20 protein-coding genes are annotated in these 22,223 nt (G+C 67.0%); 8 read left to right on the top strand and 12 right to left on the bottom strand.

Translation table 11 applies throughout. The features are described from left to right. Positions 1 to 4: 4 nt before the first annotated feature. The 8 genes from WDZ97_RS06820 to WDZ97_RS06785 all read right to left on the bottom strand — a co-directional run bounded on the left by WDZ97_RS06820 (position 5) and on the right by WDZ97_RS06785 (position 8,237). Positions 5 to 1,546: an MFS transporter gene (locus tag WDZ97_RS06820; protein WP_425762229.1), complete on the bottom strand. Its 1,542-nt coding sequence runs from the start codon at positions 1,544 to 1,546 to the stop codon at positions 5 to 7. A gap of 129 nt (positions 1,547 to 1,675) precedes the next feature. Further along, complete coding sequence (fae, locus tag WDZ97_RS06815; protein ID WP_019918611.1) at positions 1,676 to 2,185, bottom strand: formaldehyde-activating enzyme; 510 nt, start codon at positions 2,183 to 2,185, stop codon at positions 1,676 to 1,678. A gap of 86 nt (positions 2,186 to 2,271) precedes the next feature. Then, complete coding sequence (locus WDZ97_RS06810) at positions 2,272 to 3,159, bottom strand: triphosphoribosyl-dephospho-CoA synthase (protein WP_425762228.1); 888 nt, start codon at positions 3,157 to 3,159, stop codon at positions 2,272 to 2,274. Further along, positions 3,153 to 4,085, bottom strand: a complete 933-nt coding sequence (locus WDZ97_RS06805; protein WP_425762227.1) for an ATP-grasp domain-containing protein — start codon at positions 4,083 to 4,085, stop codon at positions 3,153 to 3,155. Before WDZ97_RS06805 ends, WDZ97_RS06810 begins: the two co-directional genes overlap by 7 nt. A 5-nt stretch (positions 4,086 to 4,090) precedes the next feature. Beyond that, positions 4,091 to 5,089 carry a methenyltetrahydromethanopterin cyclohydrolase gene (gene mch / locus WDZ97_RS06800; RefSeq protein WP_296810798.1) on the bottom strand — a complete coding sequence of 333 codons (999 nt, stop codon included), beginning with the start codon at positions 5,087 to 5,089 and terminating at the stop codon, positions 4,091 to 4,093. Between the two features lie 12 nt (positions 5,090 to 5,101). Next, the gene (locus tag WDZ97_RS06795) at positions 5,102 to 6,229 is read right to left on the bottom strand and encodes an ATP-grasp domain-containing protein (protein ID WP_425762226.1); all 1,128 of its coding nucleotides are present in this window, start codon (positions 6,227 to 6,229) and stop codon (positions 5,102 to 5,104) included. Between the two features lie 28 nt (positions 6,230 to 6,257). Continuing rightward, the gene (locus WDZ97_RS06790) at positions 6,258 to 7,160 is read right to left on the bottom strand and encodes an NAD(P)-dependent methylenetetrahydromethanopterin dehydrogenase (RefSeq protein ID WP_019918606.1); all 903 of its coding nucleotides are present in this window, start codon (positions 7,158 to 7,160) and stop codon (positions 6,258 to 6,260) included. Between the two features lie 102 nt (positions 7,161 to 7,262). Continuing rightward, positions 7,263 to 8,237: a beta-ribofuranosylaminobenzene 5'-phosphate synthase family protein gene (locus WDZ97_RS06785; RefSeq protein WP_425762225.1), complete on the bottom strand. Its 975-nt coding sequence runs from the start codon at positions 8,235 to 8,237 to the stop codon at positions 7,263 to 7,265. 273 nt (positions 8,238 to 8,510) lie between these two features. Between WDZ97_RS06785 and WDZ97_RS06780 the strand changes: the two genes are divergently transcribed. From WDZ97_RS06780 to WDZ97_RS06750, 7 genes are all read left to right on the top strand, one after another. Further along, entirely contained in the window at positions 8,511 to 9,809 is a 1,299-nt protein-coding gene (locus WDZ97_RS06780) for a formyltransferase (protein ID WP_425762224.1), read from the top strand. Continuing rightward, entirely contained in the window at positions 9,806 to 11,476 is a 1,671-nt protein-coding gene (locus tag WDZ97_RS06775; RefSeq protein WP_425762223.1) for a formylmethanofuran dehydrogenase subunit A, read from the top strand. The genes WDZ97_RS06780 and WDZ97_RS06775 overlap by 4 nt, the downstream gene beginning before the upstream one ends. Positions 11,477 to 11,480: 4 nt before the next feature. Beyond that, a complete protein-coding gene (fhcD, locus tag WDZ97_RS06770) occupies positions 11,481 to 12,377 on the top strand; it encodes a formylmethanofuran--tetrahydromethanopterin N-formyltransferase (RefSeq protein ID WP_296810811.1) in 897 nt (298 codons plus the stop codon). Then, a complete protein-coding gene (locus tag WDZ97_RS06765; RefSeq protein ID WP_425762222.1) occupies positions 12,374 to 13,189 on the top strand; it encodes a formylmethanofuran dehydrogenase subunit C in 816 nt (271 codons plus the stop codon). The genes fhcD and WDZ97_RS06765 overlap by 4 nt, the downstream gene beginning before the upstream one ends. Further along, entirely contained in the window at positions 13,186 to 14,214 is a 1,029-nt protein-coding gene (locus WDZ97_RS06760; RefSeq protein WP_425762221.1) for a DUF6352 family protein, read from the top strand. Before WDZ97_RS06765 ends, WDZ97_RS06760 begins: the two co-directional genes overlap by 4 nt. Before the next feature lie 97 nt (positions 14,215 to 14,311). Beyond that, the gene (locus WDZ97_RS06755; RefSeq protein ID WP_425762220.1) at positions 14,312 to 15,478 is read left to right on the top strand and encodes a phosphoserine transaminase; all 1,167 of its coding nucleotides are present in this window, start codon (positions 14,312 to 14,314) and stop codon (positions 15,476 to 15,478) included. Continuing rightward, positions 15,478 to 16,152 carry an HAD-IB family phosphatase gene (locus WDZ97_RS06750; RefSeq protein ID WP_425762256.1) on the top strand — a complete coding sequence of 225 codons (675 nt, stop codon included), beginning with the start codon at positions 15,478 to 15,480 and terminating at the stop codon, positions 16,150 to 16,152. The genes WDZ97_RS06755 and WDZ97_RS06750 overlap by 1 nt, the downstream gene beginning before the upstream one ends. Before the next feature lie 10 nt (positions 16,153 to 16,162). Here WDZ97_RS06750 and WDZ97_RS06745 read toward each other — a convergent pair whose 3' ends face one another. The 3 genes from WDZ97_RS06745 to WDZ97_RS06735 are packed head-to-tail and all read right to left on the bottom strand — an operon-like array spanning position 16,163 to position 17,529. Further along, a complete protein-coding gene (locus WDZ97_RS06745; RefSeq protein WP_304003511.1) occupies positions 16,163 to 16,558 on the bottom strand; it encodes an META domain-containing protein in 396 nt (131 codons plus the stop codon). A 1-nt stretch (position 16,559) separates the two neighbouring features. Then, on the bottom strand, positions 16,560 to 17,021 hold the full coding sequence (locus WDZ97_RS06740) for a hypothetical protein (protein WP_304003510.1): 462 nt from the start codon (positions 17,019 to 17,021) through the stop codon (positions 16,560 to 16,562). A 46-nt stretch (positions 17,022 to 17,067) separates the two neighbouring features. Continuing rightward, on the bottom strand, positions 17,068 to 17,529 hold the full coding sequence (locus WDZ97_RS06735) for a hypothetical protein (protein WP_304003509.1): 462 nt from the start codon (positions 17,527 to 17,529) through the stop codon (positions 17,068 to 17,070). 174 nt (positions 17,530 to 17,703) lie between these two features. On the opposite strand from WDZ97_RS06735, the gene WDZ97_RS06730 reads away from it, so the two are divergent. Beyond that, positions 17,704 to 18,255, top strand: coding sequence for a hypothetical protein (locus WDZ97_RS06730; RefSeq protein ID WP_425762219.1), 552 nt, complete (start codon positions 17,704 to 17,706; stop codon positions 18,253 to 18,255). 18 nt (positions 18,256 to 18,273) lie between these two features. Here WDZ97_RS06730 and WDZ97_RS06725 read toward each other — a convergent pair whose 3' ends face one another. After that, on the bottom strand, positions 18,274 to 22,209 hold the full coding sequence (locus WDZ97_RS06725) for a DUF3683 domain-containing protein (RefSeq protein WP_425762218.1): 3,936 nt from the start codon (positions 22,207 to 22,209) through the stop codon (positions 18,274 to 18,276). Positions 22,210 to 22,223 lie beyond the last annotated feature (14 nt).

Genomic DNA, 22,223 nt, shown 5'->3' with positions numbered 1-22,223 from the left:
GCTTTCAGCGCGCGTCGGCCCCGGCGGCAGCTTTCGCCGGTACGCGCAGAATGCGTGCGACGAGCAGGCTGGCGCCCGCCACCAGTATCGCGCCGCAGGCGGCGGTGAACTGCAGCGCGTCGGTGAATGCGGCGTGCGCGGCCGACAGCAGCGCGGCGCCGGCTGGCGCGGGCAACTGTGCGGCGGCAGCGACCGCACCGCCTATGGTCGACAGCGCACCGGTAGACAACGCCGCCGGCAAGTCGGCTGGCATGCTTCCGGTGAGCAGGTGCCGATAGATCAGCGTGCCCAAGCTGCCGAACAGCGCGATGCCCAGCGCGCCGCTGAACTCGGCGCTGGTTTCCGACAGCGCAGCGGCCGCGCCAGCGCGTTCCGGCGGCGCCGAACTGACGATGATGTCATTGCCTATCGTGAATACCGGCGCCATGCCCAGACTCATCACGACAGTGGCGGCGACCAGCACGGCGAGGCCGTGCGGGCCATCGATCAGCGTCAGCAGCGCGAAGCCGACGGCGGTGATCGCTATGCCCCACACCAGTATCGACACCGCCGACACGTGACGCGCCAGTCGCGGCGACAGCAGCGAACCGAACACGAAGCCGAGCGACCACGGCAGGATGGCGACGCCCGCCTCCAGTGGCGACAGGCCAAGCACCAACTGAAGATGCTGGGCGATGAAGATGTAGACGCCGAACATCGCCAGGCAGGACAGCGCGTAGGCGGCCACCGTGGCGCTGAAGGCAGGGCGGCGGAACAGTGCGACGTCGAGCAGCGGGTAGGCGATGGTCCGCTGACGCCGCACGAACAGTATGCCGAGGCTCACGCCGACCAGCACGGCGGCGAGCGCCAGCGCATCGGGCCCGAGCGTCGCCGCGTGCTTCAGACCGTAGATCGTGCTCAGTACTGCGGACAGCGACAGCGCGACGCTGGGGAGGTCGATGCGGCCGGCATGTTCGTCACGATATTCCGGTAGCAGAGAGGGGCCGAGCAGCAGGAGCAGTGCCATCACCGGCACCGCGAGCAGGAAGGTCGAGCCCCACCAGAAGTACTGCAGCACGACGCCGCCGATCAGCGGACCGAGCGCACTGCCGACCGAGAAGGCGGTGATCCAGATGCCGATGGCGAACTGTCGTTCGTGCTCGTCATGGAACATGTTGCGGATCAGCGAAAGCGTGGACGGCGCCAGCGTCGCTCCGGCCACGCCGAGCAGGGCGCGTGCCGCGATCAGCGTGCCGGGGCTGCTGGCGAAGGCGGCCAGCACCGAGGTCAGCGCAAAGGCGGCCGCACCGGCCAGCAGCAGGCGCCGGCGGCCGATGCGGTCGCCCAGCGTGCCCATCGTGATCAGCAGGCCGGCCACCATGAAGCCGTAGATGTCGATGATCCACAGCATCTGCGCCGCACTGGGTGCGAGTTCGGTGCTGATCGCCGGCAGCGCGAGATTGAGCACCGTCAGGTCCATCGCATAGACCAGACAGGGAAGGGCGATCACGGCCAGGCCTGTCCATTCGCGGCGGCCGGCTTTCGAGGCGGGTTGAACTGGAGTCATCGTGGATAAGGTCGTCTGCGCCGGTCGACGACGCGGCAGGTATCGCGATATCGACAGTGGCGGACGCTGCAAAAGAAAACGCCCCCGGCCTTGCGGCCGGAGGCGTTCGTGCTAACCGAGCGGTGAAGCTTAGTTGGCGGCGAACGGGTGAGCAGCGGAACCCTTCTTGGCAACCACTTCAGCAGCGGTCGGGGTGCCGGCAACTGCACGGGCGATCGATTCCTTGACAGCGCGGTAGTTGAAGTCCTGGATCTTCGCGTCGTCGTCGGCCAGCCAGTGGATGAACACGCCAACGCAGATGAACAGGTTGTCGGCTTCGTCAGCCGGGATCGTGCCGTCAGCAACGCTGTCAGCCACGGCCATTGCAACGCCGCGCTGTGCCGGGCCAAACATCTGGACGGCTTGCTTGGCGCCCTTGATGGTGACCTTGTTGAACATGACGGTGGCCGGCTTGCAGACCAGGTTCGGAGCGACAACGGCCAGCAGGGACGTGAAGCCGTCCTTGTTGTTGACCAGTGCGTTTGCGAACGCGGCTTCAGCGGCGCTGCCACGCGGGCCCATGATCAGATCGATGTGAGCAACTTCGTTGCCGTCACCAACCAGGGATTCGCCAACACACAGACCGTTAATCTTCGCCATATTGAATCTCCTCATTTACAAGGCAGTTATAGGGGGTAGATCCCCCCCGGGGTGGTAACCCATGTTCCGGGGTGCGAAACACAGGATCAAAACTTCTTCTGCTGCTCTTCGCGCCGCCCGTCGACCCACTCGAGCACGTCGGCCAGGAAGGCCGTCACGACGGTCAGGTCGGCGCTTGTACCGGGGTTGATTCCGGCTGATTTGAGCTCTGCGTCCCATGCCATCAGCGCGTCTTGCATCATAACCGGATCACGACATTGTTCAAGCCGAACGTACATCTGGACGCCCTTTTCGCGTATCGAGCGCGCCGTTTCCGCACCATGTTTGCGCGCGATATGGGTGTCGGGAATCAATGCGAGACAGAACATGAACACTGTGGTCGCTGCCCATGCTTCACTGCACCATCGACGACGCGCTGCAACATACTTTCGCAGCAGGTGATCGAACACCAGAGCATGACCGCTTGCGTAAAGCGAGGCGATGCTGTCCCGGTGCGCCGCCAGCTGCATCGCGTCGAGCAGCGTGATCACCGGGGCTTGGGCAACGTCGTGCTCGGCGCGTTCCCCGATGCCTGCCGGATGAGCCAGGCGGATTGCCGCATACGCGTGTGACGCGTCGATGACCGTCAGCCCGGCCAGTGTGCGCTGCAGCGATGCGCGCAGCGTTTCGTCGCTGTTTCGATGCAGTGCGGCATGGGCGATCGGCGCACAGCCGAGCACGATACCCAGATTGGTGTTGCAGCCGACCGCCTGCCAGGTGGCGCGCATCGCGTCCTCGATGCGCTCGCCCACTGTCGCATCCAGGCGACACAGCGGTGCGGCTGCGGCCCGTGCGCTGGCGATGAAATCATCGACCTGCATGCGGTGACCGTCGCCGTGCAGGCCGACGTTACCCGGCTTGAGCGCCTCGACGTCCAGCCGGCAGGCGTGCTCGAACAGTGTGGCGAGCTGCACCGCCGCCGGCGTGCTCAGCATGCGATCACGCCGGCGCCCGGAATACGGCGCAGCAAGTCGTCGGCCAGCAGTTGCGCGATGTTCAGCGGTGTCACGCCCTGCAGGCCTTTCCAGGCCGGAATGCTGTTGACCTCGAGCACGGTGAGCTCGCCGTGGTCGTCGCGCAGGATGTCGATGCCGGCGTAGTCCATGCTGCAGGCGCGGGTGGCGTCGACGGCCAGGCGCATCAGCGCGTCGTCCGGCGACACCGGGATCGCTTCGCAGACGCCGCCCTGGGCGACGTTGTTGAGCCAGCTCTTGCCGCGGCGCAGCATGGCGGCGACCGGTTTGCCGTCGATCACCATCACGCGCCAGTCCGACCACTCACCGACGCTGTCGCGCGAGCGCGCGCTGTAGCGCTGCATGTACCAGACATTGCCCAGTGTTTCTGCCGCCGGCAGCGCGTCGCCGGCCTTCAGCCGCACGATGCCTTCACCCTGCGAGCCGAACAGCGGCTTCACCAGCACGTCGTGCCCGGCGGCGAACTCGCGCATCAGCACGGCGCGCGCCTCGGCTTCCTGCTCGGTCACCCAGGTCGGCGGCGTCGGGATGCCGGCGCGGTGCAGCAGCACGCTGGTCATCGCCTTGTCCACGCTCTTCTCGATCGCGCGCGCGTGGTTGTAGACCGGTATGCCCAGTTCGCCCAGGTAGTGCAGGAAATCCATGCGCAGCACGACCTGCTGCAGCGAACCGCCGGCCACGCCGCGCACGAACACCGCCTGCGGCAGCTTCTGTTCGAAGCCCGGCATCACGACGCCGGAAATGCCGCGCTGCAGGTCGATGTGGCACTCACCGAGGCTGACGTAGCGGGCCAGGAGGCCGCGCGCGCGGAAGGCCTCGCGCAGCCGGGCGCCATGCCAGCCCGGCTCGTCGGTGACGATGGCGATGTCCGCCTGCTGCACGCTCATGCCGATTACTTGCCCTCGCCGAAGGACTTGGCCAGCAGTTCGGTGTTGATCTGGCCGGCGCGGAAGCTCTTGCCGGTGCGCAGATTGCTCACCACCACGCGGGCCGGTGCGAACAGCATCGGGTCGATCTTGTAGAAGTCGTACTTCACTTCCTTGAATACTTCGGCGAACGGACGGCCGTAGTCGCGCGAAGCCGACGACGGCAGCTTCTGCGCCAGATCGGCCGCTGCGTCGTCCTCGCAATCGACGTAGAGCTGGGCGACGCCACCGAACAGGATGGCGTCGTTGGTGCGGCCCATCGCGTTCAGGAAGTCGGGCGCCGGCGGGGCGATCGGTGCACTGGCCGAGCCATCGACGATGTGCTGCAGCGGGAAGCCGAGCGCATGCACCTTGTGCAGCGCCACTTCGAGCACGCGGCCGACCACCTGCACGGTGCCGGCGAGGCTGCGCGTCGGCGTCAGGATGAGCGTCACGCCGTCGTCAGGCACGTTGCAGTCGCGGCGGATCTTGGCCAGTACCTCGGCCGGCGGCTGGCGGTCGACCTCGAGCACCAGAACGGCGTGCTTCGCGTCGTCCTTGTAGCCCAGTTCCTTGTACAGCGGCTCCTTCACCGCCAGCGCACGGCCCGGACCGGAACCCAGTGCGTGGAAGGCCTCCTTGCCTTCGCCGTGCGACAGGCTCCAGCCGGCGTACTGGCTGGCCAGACAGGCGACGACCGGGTGGGTCGAATGCACGTTGATGATGAGCGGCCAGTGCGCTTCGCGCGTGTTGAAGGTGGCGGTGCCGAGACCGCCCATGCAGATTTCAGTGATGCGGCGGCCGGCTTCGATGCCGCCCGGGCAGTTGATGCCGGCGTCGATGACGCGGCCGCCACCGGGCAGCGGCTCGACCTTGATGCGCAGCGCGTCGGCGTCGCGCACCAGACCCTCGACCAGGGCCATCACATGCTTGCCCACGCTGGGCTGTGCGCCGGTCAGCACCGGGCCGTGTTCAGGGTTGCTCATCTTCAGTTCTCCTCACGAAAGGGCTGTTGTCGTCATCTGTCCGGCGAAAAGGCCGGGCGTGTCCAGAAGTTGTCGTTCGCGTTGCCGCAGTTGCCGGCTGACGGTGGCGCCGTCGCGGCCAGCGGCGAGCACCGTGCACAGCGGCATGGCGCGATCCGTCGTGCTGCCGGCTGGCGGCCGGTCGGCGCTCCATGCCGGCCATGCCGCATCGTCGCCGATACGCAACGTGTCCGGCGCATACACCACGCGCAGTCCGCGTATCTCGTCGCCGGCCAGCAGTTCGACCTCGTCGAGCCGGCCTTCGCAGGCCGCGACGTGGGCGGCGAACAGACCGCCGACCACGCGCTCTTCATAAAGCATCATCGTTGCGGTGGGCCGCGGGTTGATCTCTATCAGCACCGCGTGCTCGCCGTCGAACACCAGATCCGCGCCATTCAGGCCACGCAGACCGAACTGCTGCGTCAGTGCAGCGACATCGTGCGCCAGCCGCGCCTGCTGTGCGGGACTCAGCGGCAGATCGCCGACCGCCTCGCACCAGGCGTAGGGACCGGCCACGCTGCCTGGATACTGGCGCGTGACGCCGACGATGCGTGCGTCGTGACCGTCGGCGAGAAACAGCACCGACGCCGGCACGCCGTCGATACGGCGCTGTGCGAACCAGCCCTCGGCGATCTGTTCGCCCGCTCGCGCCGGACGCACGCCGATGCCGCCACATCCGCCTATCGGCTTCATCAGCCAGTCGTCGCCGGCCACCGGGCCCGAGATGTCGACCTCCGCGCAGCGAATACCGGCCCGGTGCGCCGTCTCTGCAAGATCCATCGGCGCCTTGCAGCGGGCGACCGTGGTGGCGTCGTTGCCGACGAGCGGTGCGATCGCATCCAGTTCGTCGAGCATTGACGGGACGGCCTCGAAACCCGAACCGGCGACGATGCCGCGCCAGTTGCCGGCCATCGACCGGACCAGCGCCGGCAGCCGCTCATCGAAGTGATCGCCCGACAGGGCGCCGCGTTCCAGCCGGCAGGCCAGTCGTGCGGTGTCGCTGTCGGCAAATGGATCGATCACGTCGCAGCGCCAGCCGGCGTCGACGCAGGAGCGTGCAAGTGCACGCGCACTGCCGGCGACGATGAGCCAGTGCGACACCGGCCCGCGCTCCGTCCGCGATTCCGCTTCAGGCGACCAGATCGCGTGCGGTGGCGAAGGCGTCGCGGAAGTCGAGATAGACCGGCTTGTCGGTGTTGATCATGCGCTGGAACAGACCGCGCTGGCACAGGTACTTCACGTTGCCGATGGCCAGTGCGCCGATGCCGACGGCCTTGCCCGATCCGGCGCCGAGCGGCTTGCCGTCGTCCATGACGCCCAGCCCTTCGATGCCCGCCGGCGGAACGGCGTTCACGTCGGCAGCGACCAGCAGCGAGCGCGCGTTCTGGAGCTGGGCCTTGCTCAGCACCTGGATGCCGGCCTTGGCCGTGCACAGGATGACGTTGGCCTGGGGCATCAGGCTTTCCTTCTGTTCGTTCGAACCCGCTTCGACCGGCTCGACCGACGAACCGTAACGGGTATTCACGACTTCAGAGGCGACGCGGGCGCGCATCGCGCTCGAATGACTGCCGACCAGCACCTTGGCGCCAGCACTGGAAGCCAGCACTGCAGCGGCGGTGCCGACCGGGCCCGTACCGCCGAGCACCAGCACGGTCTTGCCTTCGAGTTCGGTGTTGTGCGCCTTGCGCAGCTGACGCTCGACGCAGGCGACGAGGGCGGCAGCGGTGGTGAAGGCGCCCGACGGGTCGGCGAACACCGACACTTCGAACGGCGGCACCATGGCGCCACGGCAGGCGTCGAGCATGTCGGCCGCCAGGCCGATGTCACGGCCGCCGATGAAGATGCCGGTGCGCTTCACGCCATTGGGGCCGCGCGAGAAGATGGCATCCTGGGTGAGGCCGTAGATCTGGTCCAGCCCGACGCCCGAGTAGGGCATCAGCACCTGGAAGCCGGCGTCGCACGCCATGTTCACATCGAAGGGGCTGATGTTGTTGGTGGGGCTGAACATGTGCAGGATGTACGGGTTTTCCATGGTCTCTCTCGCTCTTTCCGCCCGAAGGCTGGGTGCTCTCTTACGTCGTTATGGGGTGCGGTGACGCACCTCTCCTCTAATTCCCGGTCTGCACCTGCGGCATCAGCCCGGCAGTTCCGTCCACTGCGCGCCCTCGTTGCGCGCAGCGCACACCATCAATTCCAGTCCTTCCGCCTGCGCGAACCGCGTGCGCGCAGACGCCACCATGGCGTTCGCGTCGGCCTCCGACGCTGCCAGCGCAAAGCCGGTCGGCCCCCAAGAACTCTGGCCGATGCAGGCTGCGCCGAGCCCGGCCAGGTGTTCCGCGACACTGCTCACCAGCGCACTGGTGTAGCGGCCGCCCTGTGCCGGCGCGAAATAGTCGCCGACACATTGCTGCAATTCGTTGATCGCGGCACCGAACATGTCGATGTCGCGTTCGGCCAGCGCCGGCAGTGCGCGCATCAGCACCAGCCGGCTCAAGCGGTCCGCCAGCCCCGCCTTGTAGGGCGGCAGCACGCGGAATGCCTCCTTCTCGGCCGCCCCGTGCAGGCCGCGACAGGCGTGATCGAAGATCAGCACCATGCGCCACTCCGCCGGGAAGGGCATTTGCACGACGATGGGCGGTGGGGCGTCCAGCGCGCCGCGACCGCCATCGACGATGAAACCACCGCCATCGAAACTGCCGATACCGATGCCTGAACGCGCACCACGGTCGAGCAGGCCGGCGATGTCGCGCGAGCTCAGCTTCAGGCCGTGCAGACGCGCCAGCGCCATGCCGACCGCGAGAGCAAGTTGTGTGCCGGAGCCCAGCCCGGAGTGCGAGGGGATGGCGCCGGTGATGTCGATGCGGGCAGGGGGGAGATTGAAGCGTTCGCAGATCGTCGCCGCGTAGCGGCGCGCGCGCTCGGCGTCGTGACCGCTGACTTCGAGTTTCGCGGCCGGTCGGATCTGCAAGGTGGTGTTCAGGCCTTCCAGCGTGAGGCCCACGCTGCCGAAGCGTCGCCCGAGGCTGCCATCAAGGTCGACGAACCCCATGTGCAGGCGAGCGGGAGCCCGGACTTGCAGGGCGGCGGCGGTCGCGTGCGAAGCGTTCATCCGATGGGTCTGTCGTTGCGAAGGCGCGGATTATCCCAAATTCGGCGGCCTCACTGGCAAAGGCTTTTGCGACGGCGCCGGAAGCCGTTCAAGACAGTCGGGCGACGGTCGTTTACGGATCGCGCTGTCACGCATGTGAAACAGGTTGACCGCGGTGCGGTCTGTCCTGCCGGATGCTGCAGTGCGGTGCGCGAAGGCGCGCCCGTCGCAGGTTTGCGCTTGTTGTATCGTTGCGGGCTGCGGGTTCTATCAACCTGATGAAACGGATGACTCATGACGAATGAAGCGACTTCGACCGTCGTCACCGAAGTGGCCTGTCCGCTGTGCGGGCACGCCTGTGACGACCTGAGCGTCGATACCGCGGGCAGCGGCCTGACCGTCGTGGCCAACGGCTGCGACAGGGCGCGCGACGGTTTTGCTCGACTCGGTGGTGTTCCGACGAACGCTTCCGCCCGCATCGACGGCAAGCCGGCGTCGCTGGACGAGGCCTGTGCGGAAGCTGCACGCATCCTCGCGGGCGCGCAGCAGCCGGTGTTCGGCGGCATGGCGCTGGACCTGAACGGTGCGCGCGGCGCGATGGAACTGGTCGATCTGGCGGGCGGCATCGTCGAACACATCAACAACGAATTCGGCTGGCGCGCGAGTCGCGCCGTGCAGGACGGCGGCGGCATCAACACGACGCTGGCCGAGGTGAAGAACCGCGCCGACCTCATCGTGCTGTTCGGTACCGACGCGGTGTCGCGTCAGCCGCGTTTCTTCGAGCGCACGGTGTGGGTGAAGGAGTCGATGTTCGACTTCGATACAACCAGCCGCCACATCGTCTATCTGGGCGCCGGTCTGAATACCGCGCCGGGCGTGTCGCCGGACGGCCGCCAGCCCGACGTGTTCGAATTCGACAAGAAGCGCATGCCCGAGGCGCTGTCGGTGCTCAATGCGCTGCTGGCGAAGCAGCCGGTGGCCGGTGAGGCGCCGCTGGGCATCGCACTTGCTCGCTGGCAGGCGCTGGCGGACGCATTGCTGGCGGCGAAATACAGCGTGCTGGTGTGGACGGCGTCCGCATTCGACACGCCGCAGGTCGACATGAACGTCGGCGCCATCGCGGCGATCGCCCGCAAGCTCAATGTGACGACGCGCTGCAACGCGCTGCCGCTGGCCGGCAACGACGGCGATTCGACGATGGGTGCGGTGCACCTTTGGCAGACCGGCTTCCCGATGCGCACCAGCTACGCCAGCGGTACGCCGAAGTTCGACCCGCTGCACAACGGCCTTTCGCGCCTGGTCGCCAATGGCGAAACCGACGCGCTGGTGTGGCTGTCCAGTCTGAACGACACGGTTGCGCCGCCGTCGACCGGCCTGCCCACGGTGGTGATCGCGCCGCCGACGCAGAAGCTCGATGCGGAGCCGCATGTGTTCATTCCGGTGGCCACGCCAGGCATGCACCTGACCGGGCATTTCGTGCGCACCGACAAGGTGGTGTCGCTGCCGTTGCGGGCGCTGAAGAAGTCGTCGCTGCCCGCGGCGGAGCAGGTGACGGCCGCCATCGTGGCCAAGATGAAGGAGGTGGGAGCGTGAGTCTGATCAAACTGACCGGTGGCCGCGTGATCGATCCGGCCAACGGCGTGAACGACCAGGTGCGCGACATCTACGTGCGCGATGGTCGCATCGTCGCCGGACCGAACGAGCACGAGAAAATCACCGCCGAGTACAACATCGCAGGGCGCATCGTCATGTCGGGGGCCATCGACATGCACAGCCACATCGGTGGCGGCAAGGTGAATATCGCGCGCGAAATGCTGCCGGAAGATCACCGCGGCGATCCGCTGGAGCGCACCGAACTGACCCGTTCGAGCTGCGGTCACGCAGCGCCCGGCACGCTTGCGGCCGGTTATCGCTACGCCGAAATGGGCTACACGGCCGCCTTCGAGCCGGCCATCCTGCCGATCAACGCGCGCCAGGCGCACATGGAAATGGGCGATACGCCCATTCTCGATACCGGCGGCTACGCCATGCTGGGCAGCGACGATTTCTTCCTGCGCATGATGGCGGCCAAGGAAGATCAGAAGGCGATCAACGACTACGTCGCCTGGACGCTGAACGCGACGCAGACGGTCGGCATCAAGATCGTGAACCCGGGCGGCATTTCGGCCTTCAAGTTCAACCAGCGCAAGCTCGATCTCGACGAACAGAACGCCTACTACGGCATCACGCCGCGCGAAATCGTCAAGGTGCTGTCGCGCGCCGTACATGATCTCGGCGTGTCGAAGCCGCTGCACGTGCATGCCAGCAACCTCGGTGTGCCGGGCAACGTCGACACCACGCTGGGCACCATGGACGCGGCCGAAGGCCTGCCCATCCACCTGACGCACATCCAGTTCCACAGCTACGGCACCGAGGGCGACCGCAAGTTTTCGAGTGCCGCGGCGCGCATCGCCGAGGCGATCAACCAGAAGAAGAACGTGACGGCCGACGTCGGCCAGATCCTGTTCGGCCAGACGGTGACCGCCTCCGGCGACAACATGGTGCAGTACCGCAACGCCGACCACGGCTCGCCGAAGAAGTCCGTCATCATGGACATCGAGTGCGACGCTGGTTGCGGTGTCGTGCCCTTCAAGTACAAGGACCAGAATTTCGTCAACGCGCTGCAGTGGGCGATCGGCCTGGAAATCTTCCTGATGGTCGATGACCCGTGGCGCGTGTTCCTGACCACTGACCACCCGAATGGCGCGCCGTTCACGACCTATCCGCACCTGATCAAGCTGCTGATGGACCGCAGCTTCCGCAACGCGATGCTGGACACCATCAACCCGGACGCACGCGCGATGAGCAATCTGGCCGGCCTCGACCGCGAGTACTCGCTGTACGAGATCGCCATCATGACGCGCGCCGCGCCGGCAAAGCTGATCGGTCTGGCCGACCGCGGCCATCTGGCCCCGGGTGCTGCCGCCGACATCGTCGTCTACAAGGAGGACGCCGATCGCGAACGCATGTTCGAGAAGCCGGAACTGGTGTTCAAGGACGGCGAACTGGTGGTGCGCGACGGCAGGATCGTCAAGGTGGTGCGCGGCAACACGCACGCGGTGAAGCCGGAATTCGATCGCAGCATCGAGAAGAAGATCGAACCCTACTTCCAGCGCTACCACTCGGTACGCATGAACAATTTCAAGATCAGCGACGACGAACTGTGCGAGTGCGGCGGTGGCAGCAAGCTGATTGCCCATGCATGCAAGAAGCGGGGTTGAGCAGATGATCATCAACGGTGTAGCGATCGACGACACTTTCGCCGAAGCATTCGGCATGCGGGGCATCCGCCTCATCATCACCGCGTACAACGAAACCTGGGCGCTCAATTCGGCCAACGCGATGACCGGCTTCGCGACCTCGGTCATCGCCTGCGGCGCCGAGGCGGGCATCGAGCGCGTGCTGTCGCCGGCGGAAACGCCGGACGGCCGTCCGGGCGTGTCGGTGCTGGTGTTCGCGGTGTCGAGCAAGGAACTGATCAAGCAGATCGAGCGACGCGTCGGCCAGTGCGTGCTGACCAGCCCGACCAGTGCCATCTTCGCCGGTCTGGACGAAGGCGACCCGGTGCCGCTGGGCAAGACGCTGCGCTATTTCGGCGACGGCTTCCAGACCTCGAAGCAGATCGGCGGCAAGCGCTACTGGCGCGTGCCGGTGATGGACGGCGAATTCCTGGTGCAGGACACCGCGCGCATGGTGAAGGCGGTCGGCGGCGGCAACTTCCTGGTGCTGGCCGACACCCAGGTGCAGGCGCTGGAAGCTTGCGAGGCGGCCATCCGAGAAATGCGCAAGCTGCCGGAAGTGGTGATGCCCTTCCCGGGCGGCGTCGTGCGTTCGGGTTCCAAGGTCGGCTCGAAGTACAAGGCGCTGTCGGCCTCGACCAATGACGCCTTCTGCCCGACGCTGCGTGGCGCGACCAAGTCCGAACTGGACGAGCGCATCGGCGCCGTGCTCGAAATCGTCATCGACGGCCTGACCGACGCCTCGGTCAAGAAGGCGATGGAAGTCGGCATGCGCGAAGTTTGCAAGATCGGCGCGGCCGGCGGCATCCGCCGCCTGTCGGCCGGCAACTACGGCGGCAAGCTCGGCCAGTTCCAGTACCACCTGCGGGAGATCCTGTCATGAGTGCATTGGTACTCACCCTGCGCAACGCACCGGCCCAGCGCGTCGACGCCGGCGCCCTGAACCCGACCGCGCTGGCCGGCCTGTCGGTCGCCGACATCGCGGCGCTCACGCTGCAGATCGGCAAGCGCACGGTACGCGTCGACGAGGTGTTCACGCTTGAGGGCGACGACACGGCGGACCTCGTGTTCCGCGGTGACTGCGGCAAGTTCGAGCGCATCGGTGCCGGCATGAAGTCGGGCCGGGTGACGGTCGAAGGCAACGCCGGCGCCTACGTCGGTCAGGGCATGCTCGGCGGCACCATCGCCATCAGCGGCAACGCGGGCGCCTTCTGCGCGACCGGCATGAAGGGCGGTCGCATCGAGGTGGCGGGTGACGTCGCGGAATTCGCCGGCGGCGCGATTCCAGGTGAAATGAAGGGCATGGCCGGTGGTCTGCTGCTGGTCGGCGGCAACGCCGGCGAGCGCCTGGGCGACCGCATGCGCCGCGGCCAGATCCTGGTCAGCGGCAACGCGGGCGACTACTGCGGCGCGCGCATGATCGCCGGCACCATCGCGGTGGCTGGCACGGTCGGCGCCTACCCGGGCTACCTGATGAAGCGCGGCACGCTGATCGTGAACAGCCTGCCGACGCAGATGCTGCCCGGCATGGTCGATTGCGGTCCGCACCGTCTCGGCTTCCTCAGCCTGCTCTACGCGAGCTGGAAAGGTCTGCCGGGGGCGTTCGGTGCCCTGGATGCCAGTGCCTGCACGGTCCGCCGCTACATGGGCGACATGGGCGTGGTCGGCCGCGGCGAACTGCTGGTCCGCGCTTGACGACGCATCGCTGGTGGCCGGAATCGCTGCATCCGCTGGTCGGGCGCAACGCGGCCGGCCGCCTGCTCGTGACCGAAGCGCTGCTGCGCAGCTGGATGTCGCGCCCCGAACTGGCGCTCGTCGACGACAGCTGCGTCGCGGAACGTGCGCTGGTGGCATCGCTCGACGCCGCGCCTGCGCGCATCGTCGAACACGGTGAGATCGCCGCCATCAAGGACGAGGACGCGCGCGACAACTGGTTCGCCTACGTCGCCTTCCGCGACCGCTTGCTGGCGCAGCCGGACATCGAGTCGGCCTGGCTGGAGCTTTTTCTCGACGGACTGTCCGGCATCGCGCCGCTGTTCGTGCCGCAGCTCACCGAAATCATCCTGCACGCGCTGCTGGAAGGCTGCGACGATCCGCTGATGTGGCGCGCCGCGGAACTGTTCTTTCGCAATCAGCGCGCGACGCCACAGTCCGGCCGCGTGCTGATGGCCGACGCCGAAGTGCTCGGCGACTACGCCGAAACAGGCGGCTTCGGCAATATCGGCCGCCTCATCCTGCAGGCCGGTGCTGCGCCGCGGGCGGCGAATCTCGACGTGCTCGATCCGGCCAACGCAGCCGATCTGTACGCGCGGGTGGGGCGTCGCGCCGTGCTGCCGCTGAACGTCGGCCAGCCCGGGCTGGAGGCGCTGTGCCGGGTGATGGAGCGCTGGATCGCGCATTTCTACGGCTGCGCCGTCCGCATCGCACCGCAGAAGGACATCCACGACGATCGCTGGGCCTGGCATATCGGCCTCGATCGCGAAGCGATGGACCTGCTGAACACCCTGTACGAAGGCGGCGAACTGGCGCCCGACCGCATGGCCCGCATCGTTGCGCTGTTCCGCCTCGATTTCGTCGACCCGCAGGAAATGCGCGCCGAACTGCGCCGTGACGGCGAAGCGCGGCCGGTGTGGATGGCGCTGGCGATGGACGAAGCGGGTCTGGTGCAGATGAAGCCACAGAACCTGCTGCTGAACCTGCCGCTCGCCGCAGCGAACTGAACGGCACAGCCGAAGGCGGGCGGGCGCGCGCCCTGCTGCGCCGCAATGCGGCGGCGGCTATACTCGCCCGCTTTCCCTGCATCCCCCGTATTGCGCCATGACTGTCGCCAAGCCCGAAACCCGTCCGGCCCGCCCGTATTTTTCTTCCGGCCCCTGCGTCAAGCGTCCGGGCTGGACGCTGGACGTGCTCAAGGACGCCTTCATCAGCCGTTCGCACCGCGCCAAGGACGGTCTGGCCAAGCTGAAGGAGGTAATCGTCCGCAGCCGCGAGGTGCTCGGCATTCCGGACGATTACCGCATCGCCATCGTGCCGGGTTCGGATACCGGCGCGGTCGAAATGGCACTGTGGACGCTGCTCGGTGAGCGCGAGGTCGATTGCCTCGCGTGGGAAGCCTTCGGTGCCAACTGGGTGACCGACGTCGGCCCGGTGCTGAAGCTTGCCAATGCACGCCTGGTGGTCGCGCCCTACGGCAGCCTGCCGGATCTGTCGGCGGTGAGCTGGGACCGTGACGTGGTGTTCACCTGGAACGGTACTTCGGGCGGCGTACGCGTGCCGGACGGCGACTGGATCGCCGATGACCGCGCCGGCCTGTCGATCTGCGACGCGACGTCGGCCGCCTTCGCGATGGAACTGCCCTGGCACAAGCTGGATGTGACCACCTGGTCCTGGCAGAAGGTGCTGGGCGGTGAGGCGGCGCACGGCATGATCGTGCTGAGTCCGCGCGCGGTCGAGCGGCTGTACCGCCACACGCCGGCCTGGCCGATTCCTAAGGTGTTCCGCCTGATGAACAAGGGCAAGCTCACCGAAGACTTGTTCGAGGGCAACACCATCAACACGCCGTCCATGCTGTGCGTCGAGGACCAGATCGACGTGCTGCGCTGGGCGCAGGATCTTGGCGGTCTGCCGGCGCTGATCGCGCGCAGCAAGGCCAGTTTCGCGGTGCTCGAAAGCTGGGTGGCCAAGACCGGATGGGTGGACTTCCTGGCCGACCGCGAGGACGTGCGCTCGCACACCTCGGTCTGCCTGAAGATCACCGACCCGTGGTTCGAGGCGCAGTCGCTGGAGGCGCGCTGGGCCATCGTGCAGCGTCTGTGCGCGCTGCTGGAGGCGGAAGACGCGGCCTTCGACATTTCCGCCTACCGCGACGCGCCGCCGGGCCTGCGCATCTGGTGTGGCGCGACTGTCGATACCGCCGACGTTGCGGCGCTGACGCCCTGGCTGGACTGGGGCTACGCCACGGTTAAGCAGGAGATGAGCCGGTGATGCGCGCCATCCTGTTCGACTGCGACAGCACGCTGTCGACGATTGAAGGCATCGACGTGCTGGCCGAACAGGCCGGCGTGGTCGATCAGGTGGTACCGCTGACCAATGCTGCGATGGAAGGCCGCCTTAAGCTGGAAGAGGCCTATGCGGCGCGGCTGGACCTGATCAAGCCCGACGCGTCGACCATCGACGCGGTCGGCCGCCAATATATCGAGACGCGTGTCGAGGGCGCTGCCGAGGCGATCGCCGCACTCGGCGCGCTGGGCTGGCAGGTGCACGTGGTGAGCGGCGGCATCCGCCAGGCGGTGCTGGCCATCGCGCGCTTTCTCGGCGTGCCGGACGAGCGCGTGCACGCCGTCGACCTGAGGTTCGACGCGAATGGCCACTACGCCGGCTTCGACCCGGAATCTCCGCTGGCGCGCAGTGGTGGCAAGGCGGAAATCGTGCGCCGGGTTGGCGCCGGTGCCGAACGCGTGGTGATGGTCGGTGATGGCATCACCGATCTCGAAGCGGCTGAAGCCGGTGCGCTGGTGATCGGTTTCGGCGGCGTCGTGCGCCGCGAGATCGTCGCCAGCCGGGCGCCGCATTTTATCGATCAGGCCGATCTGCGCGAGGTCGTGCGCCTGCTGGCGACGCCGGAAGAACTGGCGCGCGTCGAGTCGCTGCTGCGCTGAGCGACGTCGGTCAGCGCGTCGCGACGATGCGCCGGCCGTCGCCGGTGACCATGATCAGCGTGCGCGCGTCCGGTCTGTCCTGACGCACCACCTTGTCCATCATTTCGAACAGCCGGTTCTCGATGTCCATCGCCGCGCCGGCGCAGGCCATGCGGGTGGCGGCGATGCGGCCGAAGCGCAGGTCGTGGCCCTGGCGGGCCCAGCTTCCGGTGTAGCGGTTGCAGCCCGCGCGCCCGGCGAGCCGGCCCTCGGGCAGGAATTCGATGTGAGCGTCGACGTCGTCCGGTACTGTCGTCGTGCCGACCTCGCGGATCTGCCAGCGCCCATCCGGCGGTCCGCCGCCGCCGTAGGTGGTGCAGGCCGCAAGCAGCAGAACGCCCAGCAGCGATGCGAGGCGCGTGCTCATGTCAGAAGCGGGGCAGGGCCTGCCGGTAGAGCGGGCCGAAGCACTGCGTCACGTCGGGGCGGTAGCACACGAGGTGACTGTCCTCGCCCTGGCGGAAATGCACGAACACCCGGTAGGTTTCGCCCGAGTCGTCGGCGTTCTGCCCGAGACAGTCCTTGCCGCCGGAGTTGTGCCGGATGGTCACGTTCAGTTCGAAAAAGTCGTCGGCGACCGGCACGCTGGAAAACACATAGCTCACGTCGGTCTGCTCGTTGCCGCTGCTGACGCGGCCGGTGCCGTCGCTGCGATATTCGTAGCTTTCGACGCACTGCGACTCGTCGGTCCAGCTCCACAGCCCGACGATCTGTGGTGCGGCGAGCGGGCCGGCCGTTTCGATGCGCGCGGCCTGCGAGGCCGACGCCGCGAGCAGCGCCGCGCCGAGCAGCAGAGAGGTACAGGCCTGCTTGAATCGATGGATGTGCATGACGGCCTCCGCAGAGCGCGACATGTTTCGATTGTAGGCCGCTGCGTCAGATTCCGTTTGCCGCCTTGCGGCGCAGCGGACCGAAACAGTGCTTCAGTTCCGGTTCCATGCAGACGATGTGCTGGTCGCCATCGGGGTGGAATTTCAGATAGACGGTGTAGCGCTCGTTGGTGTCGTCGCTGGCGGCACCGGCGCAGTCGCGCCCGCCGTTGTCCTTGGTGATGGTCGCCTGCAGCCGGTAGAAGCCGTCCTTCAGTGGCACCGGATCGAAGATGTAGGCCATTTCGGCGCGCTCGTCGCCGCTGCTGACGCGGCCGCTGCCGTCGGCGGCGTACTCGTAGGTTTCGCTGCACTGCTGCGGGTCGGTCCAGCTCCAGCTGCCGGCAAGACGCGGCGACGCCGCACTCACGCCGGGCTGGGCGGAATCGGCCGGTACGGCAAATGCACCGCTGCAGGCAAACAGTGAAGTGGCGATCAGACTGGCGCAGAGGCGCGGTGCAATGGACATGTCGGGCTCCGGTCGGACGGCTTGCGGGGACGCTGCGGCCGGCGCATTCTGGCACCGGGCTCGCGATGGGACACGGGCAGCGTGCCCGAGTTCTGCGCAAACCTGTGCGGAAATATCTGGCGCCTGCGGTGTCGAAGCCCCCGACCACACCGCATCGCGCAAGGGAGCGCCGCCATGGCCGACACCGTCCTGCTGTCCTATCTGTTCAGCGCCGCCGCTGCGCTGTCGGGCTATCCCGAACTGCCGCTGTCCGAACTGCCGACGCTGCGCATGATGGCGCCGGCTGCACTGGTCGAGGAAGCCTGTCCGGACGATCCGCGCGAGTGCGACAAGCTGGTTGCGCTGTACGACCACGACCGTGAGCAGATACTGATACGCGCCGATCTCGACCTGCAGGACCCGACCGACAATTCCTTCCTGGTGTACGAGTTCGTGCACGTGCTCGAGGCACGGCAGAAAGGTGCGCTGTACCAGCACGACTGCAATGCGACGCTGCGCTCGGAGCGCGACGCCTACCGCGTGCAGAACCGCTACCTGCAGCAGGAAGGGCGCAGCGAGCGCTTCGGCACGCAGCTGGCGACCGTGGTCTGTGCGCGCGATCAGCGCTCGGCCGGCAACGGCACGATGCGCCTCGAAGTCGCACCCGGTGTGGCGAACGAGGAGCGGGTGCTGGAGAACTTCATGCAGGAGCTGCGCGACGGCGCGGCCGCGGCACAGCGCCGCTGACCGCGCCCCCGCGACGCTTCAAAGCAGCACGCGCTCGATGCCGCCGGCGTTGGCCTGCTCGACGTAGCGGGCGGCCCAGTCCTCGCCGAGCAGGTGGCGCGCCATCTCGACCACGATGTAGTCGGCCTGGGTGCTGCTGTCGTTGTCGTAGCGCGACAGGCCCTGCAGACAGGACGGGCAGGAGGTCAGTATCTTCACCTCGCCGGCAAAACCGTCGGCGCGCAGCACGTCCGCCCCCTTGCGCATTTCCTCTTCCTTGCGGAAGCGCACCTGGGTCGAAATGTCCGGCCGGCTGACCGCCAGCGTGCCGCTCTCGCCGCAGCAGCGATCATTCAGCGCCACCTTCGTGCCGTCGGCCGTGCCCACCAGCTGATTCACCACCTTCAGCGGCGCGTGCGTCTTCATCGGCGTGTGGCAGGGGTCGTGATACATGTAGCGCACGCCCTGCACGCCTTCGAGCTTGACGCCCTTTTCCATCAGGTACTCGTGGATGTCGAGCAGCCGGCAGCCGGGGAAGATCTTATCGAATTCGTACTGCTGCAGCTGGTCCATGCAGGTGCCGCAGGACACGATCACGGTCTTGATGTCGAGATAGTTCAGCGTGTTGGCGACACGGTGGAACAGCACGCGGTTCGAGGTGCTGATCTGCTGTCCCTTTTCCGCGTTGCCGCCGGCGGTCTGCGGATAGCCGCAGCACAGGTAGCCGGGCGGCAGCACGGTCTGCGCGCCGACGTGGTAGAGCATGGCCTGAGTGGCCAGACCGACCTGCGAGAACAGCCGCTCGGACCCGCAGCCGGGAAAGTAGAACACCGCTTCCTGGTCTTCGGACGCGCGCTTCGGGTCGCGGATGACCGGCACGATGGCGGCGTCCTCGATGTCCAGCATCGCGCGCGAGGTGCGCTTCGGCAGGTTGCCCGGCATCGGCTTGTTGATGAAGTGGATCACCTGCGCCTTGATGGACGGCTTGCCCAGCGTCGGCGGCGGCGCCTTGGTCTGGCGGTCGACCAGGCCGAGTGCCTTGCCCAAGCGATGCCCCAGCCGCTGCGCCTTGTAGCCCACGCCCATCATGGCGACGCGCAATGTCTTGATGGTGGCCGGATCGGTCGCGTTCAGGAAGGCCATTGACGCGGCCGTGCCCGGGTTGAACTTGCGCTTGCCCTGCTTGCGCAGTGCATTGCGCATGGCGATCGATACGTCGCCGAAGTCGATGTCCACCGGACAGGGCTTCTCGCAGCGATGGCATACGGTGCAGTGGTCGGCCACGTCGCCGAATTCGTCGAAGTGGCGCAGCGACACGCCGCGTCGCGTCTGCTCCTCATACAGGAAGGCCTCGATCAGCAGCGAGGTGGCGAGGATCTTGTTGCGCGGCGAATAGAGCAGGTTGGCACGCGGCACGTGGGTCGAGCACACCGGCTTGCACTTGCCGCAGCGCAGGCAGTCCTTGATCGAGGTCGCGATCTGGCCGATGTCGCTCATTTCCATGATCAGCGATTCGGTGCCCAGCAGCGAGAAGGAGGGCGTGTAGGCGCGCGACAGATCGCCGCCGGGCAGAAGCTTGCCGGCGTTGAAGTGGCCGTCCGGATCGACCCGCTGCTTGTAGTCGATGAAGGGTGCAAGCTCCTCCGGCGTCAGGAATTCGAGCTTGGTGATGCCGATGCCGTGCTCGCCGGAAATGACGCCGCCAAGCGAACGCGCCAGCGCCATGATGCGGGCTACCGCGGCATTGGCTTCCTGCAGCATGCCGTAGTTGTCCGAATTCACCGGGATGTTGGTATGCACATTGCCGTCGCCGGCGTGCATGTGCAGCGCGACGAATACGCGGCCGCGCAGCACCTCCTTGCGGATGATTTCGACGCGGTCGAGCACCGGGCGGTACATCGCACCGTCGAAGATTTCGTCGAGCAGCGGCTTCAGCTCGCGCTTCCACGACACGCGCACCGAATAGTCCTGCAGCCGGTGGAACAGGGTCGGCTTTTCGGCGCGGTTGAGCAGCGGTCCCATCTCTACGCCGATCGACATCAGCAGCGGTTCGGCGCGCGCCAGCGGCAGGTCGAGGTTGTCCAGCAGCCACTGCCAGCGGCCGCGCACGGCCGCCACCTGCTGCAGCGCCTGGGTGCGCCGGTCGCCGATCAGTTCGTCGGCGTCGACATTGGCGTCGCCGGCATGCAGCGGCAGTTCGCCGCGCAGGAAGTCGACCAGCGCATCGCACAGGCGCAGCTTGCTGGCGATCGACAGTTCGATGTTGATGCGTTCGATGCCGTCGCAGTAGTCGCCCATGCGCGGCAGCGGAATGACCACGTCCTCGTTGATCTTGAATGCGTTGGTGTGGCGGGCGATGGCGGCGGTGCGGGCGCGGTCCAGCCAGAAGGTCTTGCGCGACTCGGCCGATACGGCGATGAAGCCTTCGGCGCCGCGCTGGTTGCACAGGCGAACGACTTCGGACGCTGCGGCCATCACCGTCGTTTCGTCGTCGCCGACGATGTCACCGATCAGCACCATCTTGGGCCGGCCGTGGCGGCGTGCCTTGGTGGCGTAACCGACCGCGCGTACGTAGCGCTCATCGAGATGTTCGAGGCCAGCGAGCAGCACGCGCGCGTTGCCCGACTTCGGCAGGCCGTCGAGGTAGTCCTTGATCTCGACGATGGCCGGCACCGCCTCGCGCACCTGACCGAAGAATTCGAGACAGACCGTACGGGTGACCGGCGGCAGCTTGTGCAGGATCCAGCGCGCGCTGGTGATCAGTCCGTCGCAGCCTTCCTTCTGCACGCCGGGCAGACCGGCAAGGAACTTGTCGGTGACGTCCTTGCCCAGACCTTCCTTGCGGAAGCGCGCGCCCGGTACTTCGAGCAGTTCGGCGGCGCCACGCGGCGTGCGGCCGTCGGTTTCGAAGCGCTGGATCGAGAAGCGCACGACGGGCGCGTCGTGGATCTTGCCGAGGTTGTGGTCCAGGCGCGTGATTTCCATCGGCCAGCCGTCCGCGTCGACCATGCGCCAGCTCGCCAGATTGTCGAGCGCGGTGCCCCACAGCACGGCTTTCTTGCCGCCGGCGTTGGTGGCGATGTTGCCGCCGACACAGGAGGCATCGGCCGAGGTCGGGTCGCAGGCGAACACCAGGCCGGCATTCTCGGCGGCGTCCATGACGCGGCGGGTGACCACGCCGGCGCCGGTGCGTATCGTCGCGTACGGTTCGGACAGACCGGGCAGCACCATGGGCTCGACGGTGCCGAGATCGATCAGCTTTTCGGTGTTGATGACGGCCGATTTCGCCGACAGCGGCACCGCGGAACCGGTGTAGCCGGTGCCGCCGCCCCGCGGCACGATGGTGAGGCCGAGTTCGATGCAGCCGCGCACCAGCGGCGCGATCTCGTCCTCGGTGTCCGGGTAGAGTACGACCAGCGGATATTCGACACGCCAGTCGGTGGCATCGGTCACGTGCGACACGCGGGCCAGACCGTCGAAGGCGATGTTGGCTTCGCGCGTGTGGCGGCCGAGCACCTTGCGGATACGACTGCGCAGCTTGCGGGTTTCGCCGAAGCCGGCGGCGAAGGCATCGACCGCGTTGCGGGCTGCCGCCAGCAGTTCGCCCACCTTGCGGTCGCGTTCCTGCGAGGCGGCGTCGCTGCCGGGCTGACGACGCTGTTCGATCTCGCGCAGCCGATGGCGCATCGCACCCACGAGCGCGTCCTGCCGCTTCGGGTTGTCGAGCAGGTCGTCTTCGAGATAGGGATTGCGCTGAACGACCCAGATGTCGCCCAGCACTTCGTAGAGCATGCGCGCCGAGCGACCGGTCATGCGCTCGTCGCGCAGGCTGGACAAGGTGTCCCACATGCGGGCGCCGAGCAACCGGATGACGATTTCGCGGTCGGACAGCGAGGTGTAGTTGTACGGGATTTCGCGCAGTCGGGTAGGGTCGCGCGAAGCTTGCAAATCGATGAGCGCGGTAGCGGATTCCATCAACAAGCCATGAA

It is taken from the genome of Methyloversatilis sp. MC4-4 (assembly GCF_049843555.1).
Classification (GTDB): Bacteria; Pseudomonadota; Gammaproteobacteria; order Burkholderiales; family Rhodocyclaceae; genus Methyloversatilis; species Methyloversatilis discipulorum_B.
The sequence above is the reverse complement of the archived record's forward strand: the minus strand, read 5'-3'. Positions and strand labels throughout refer to the sequence as shown.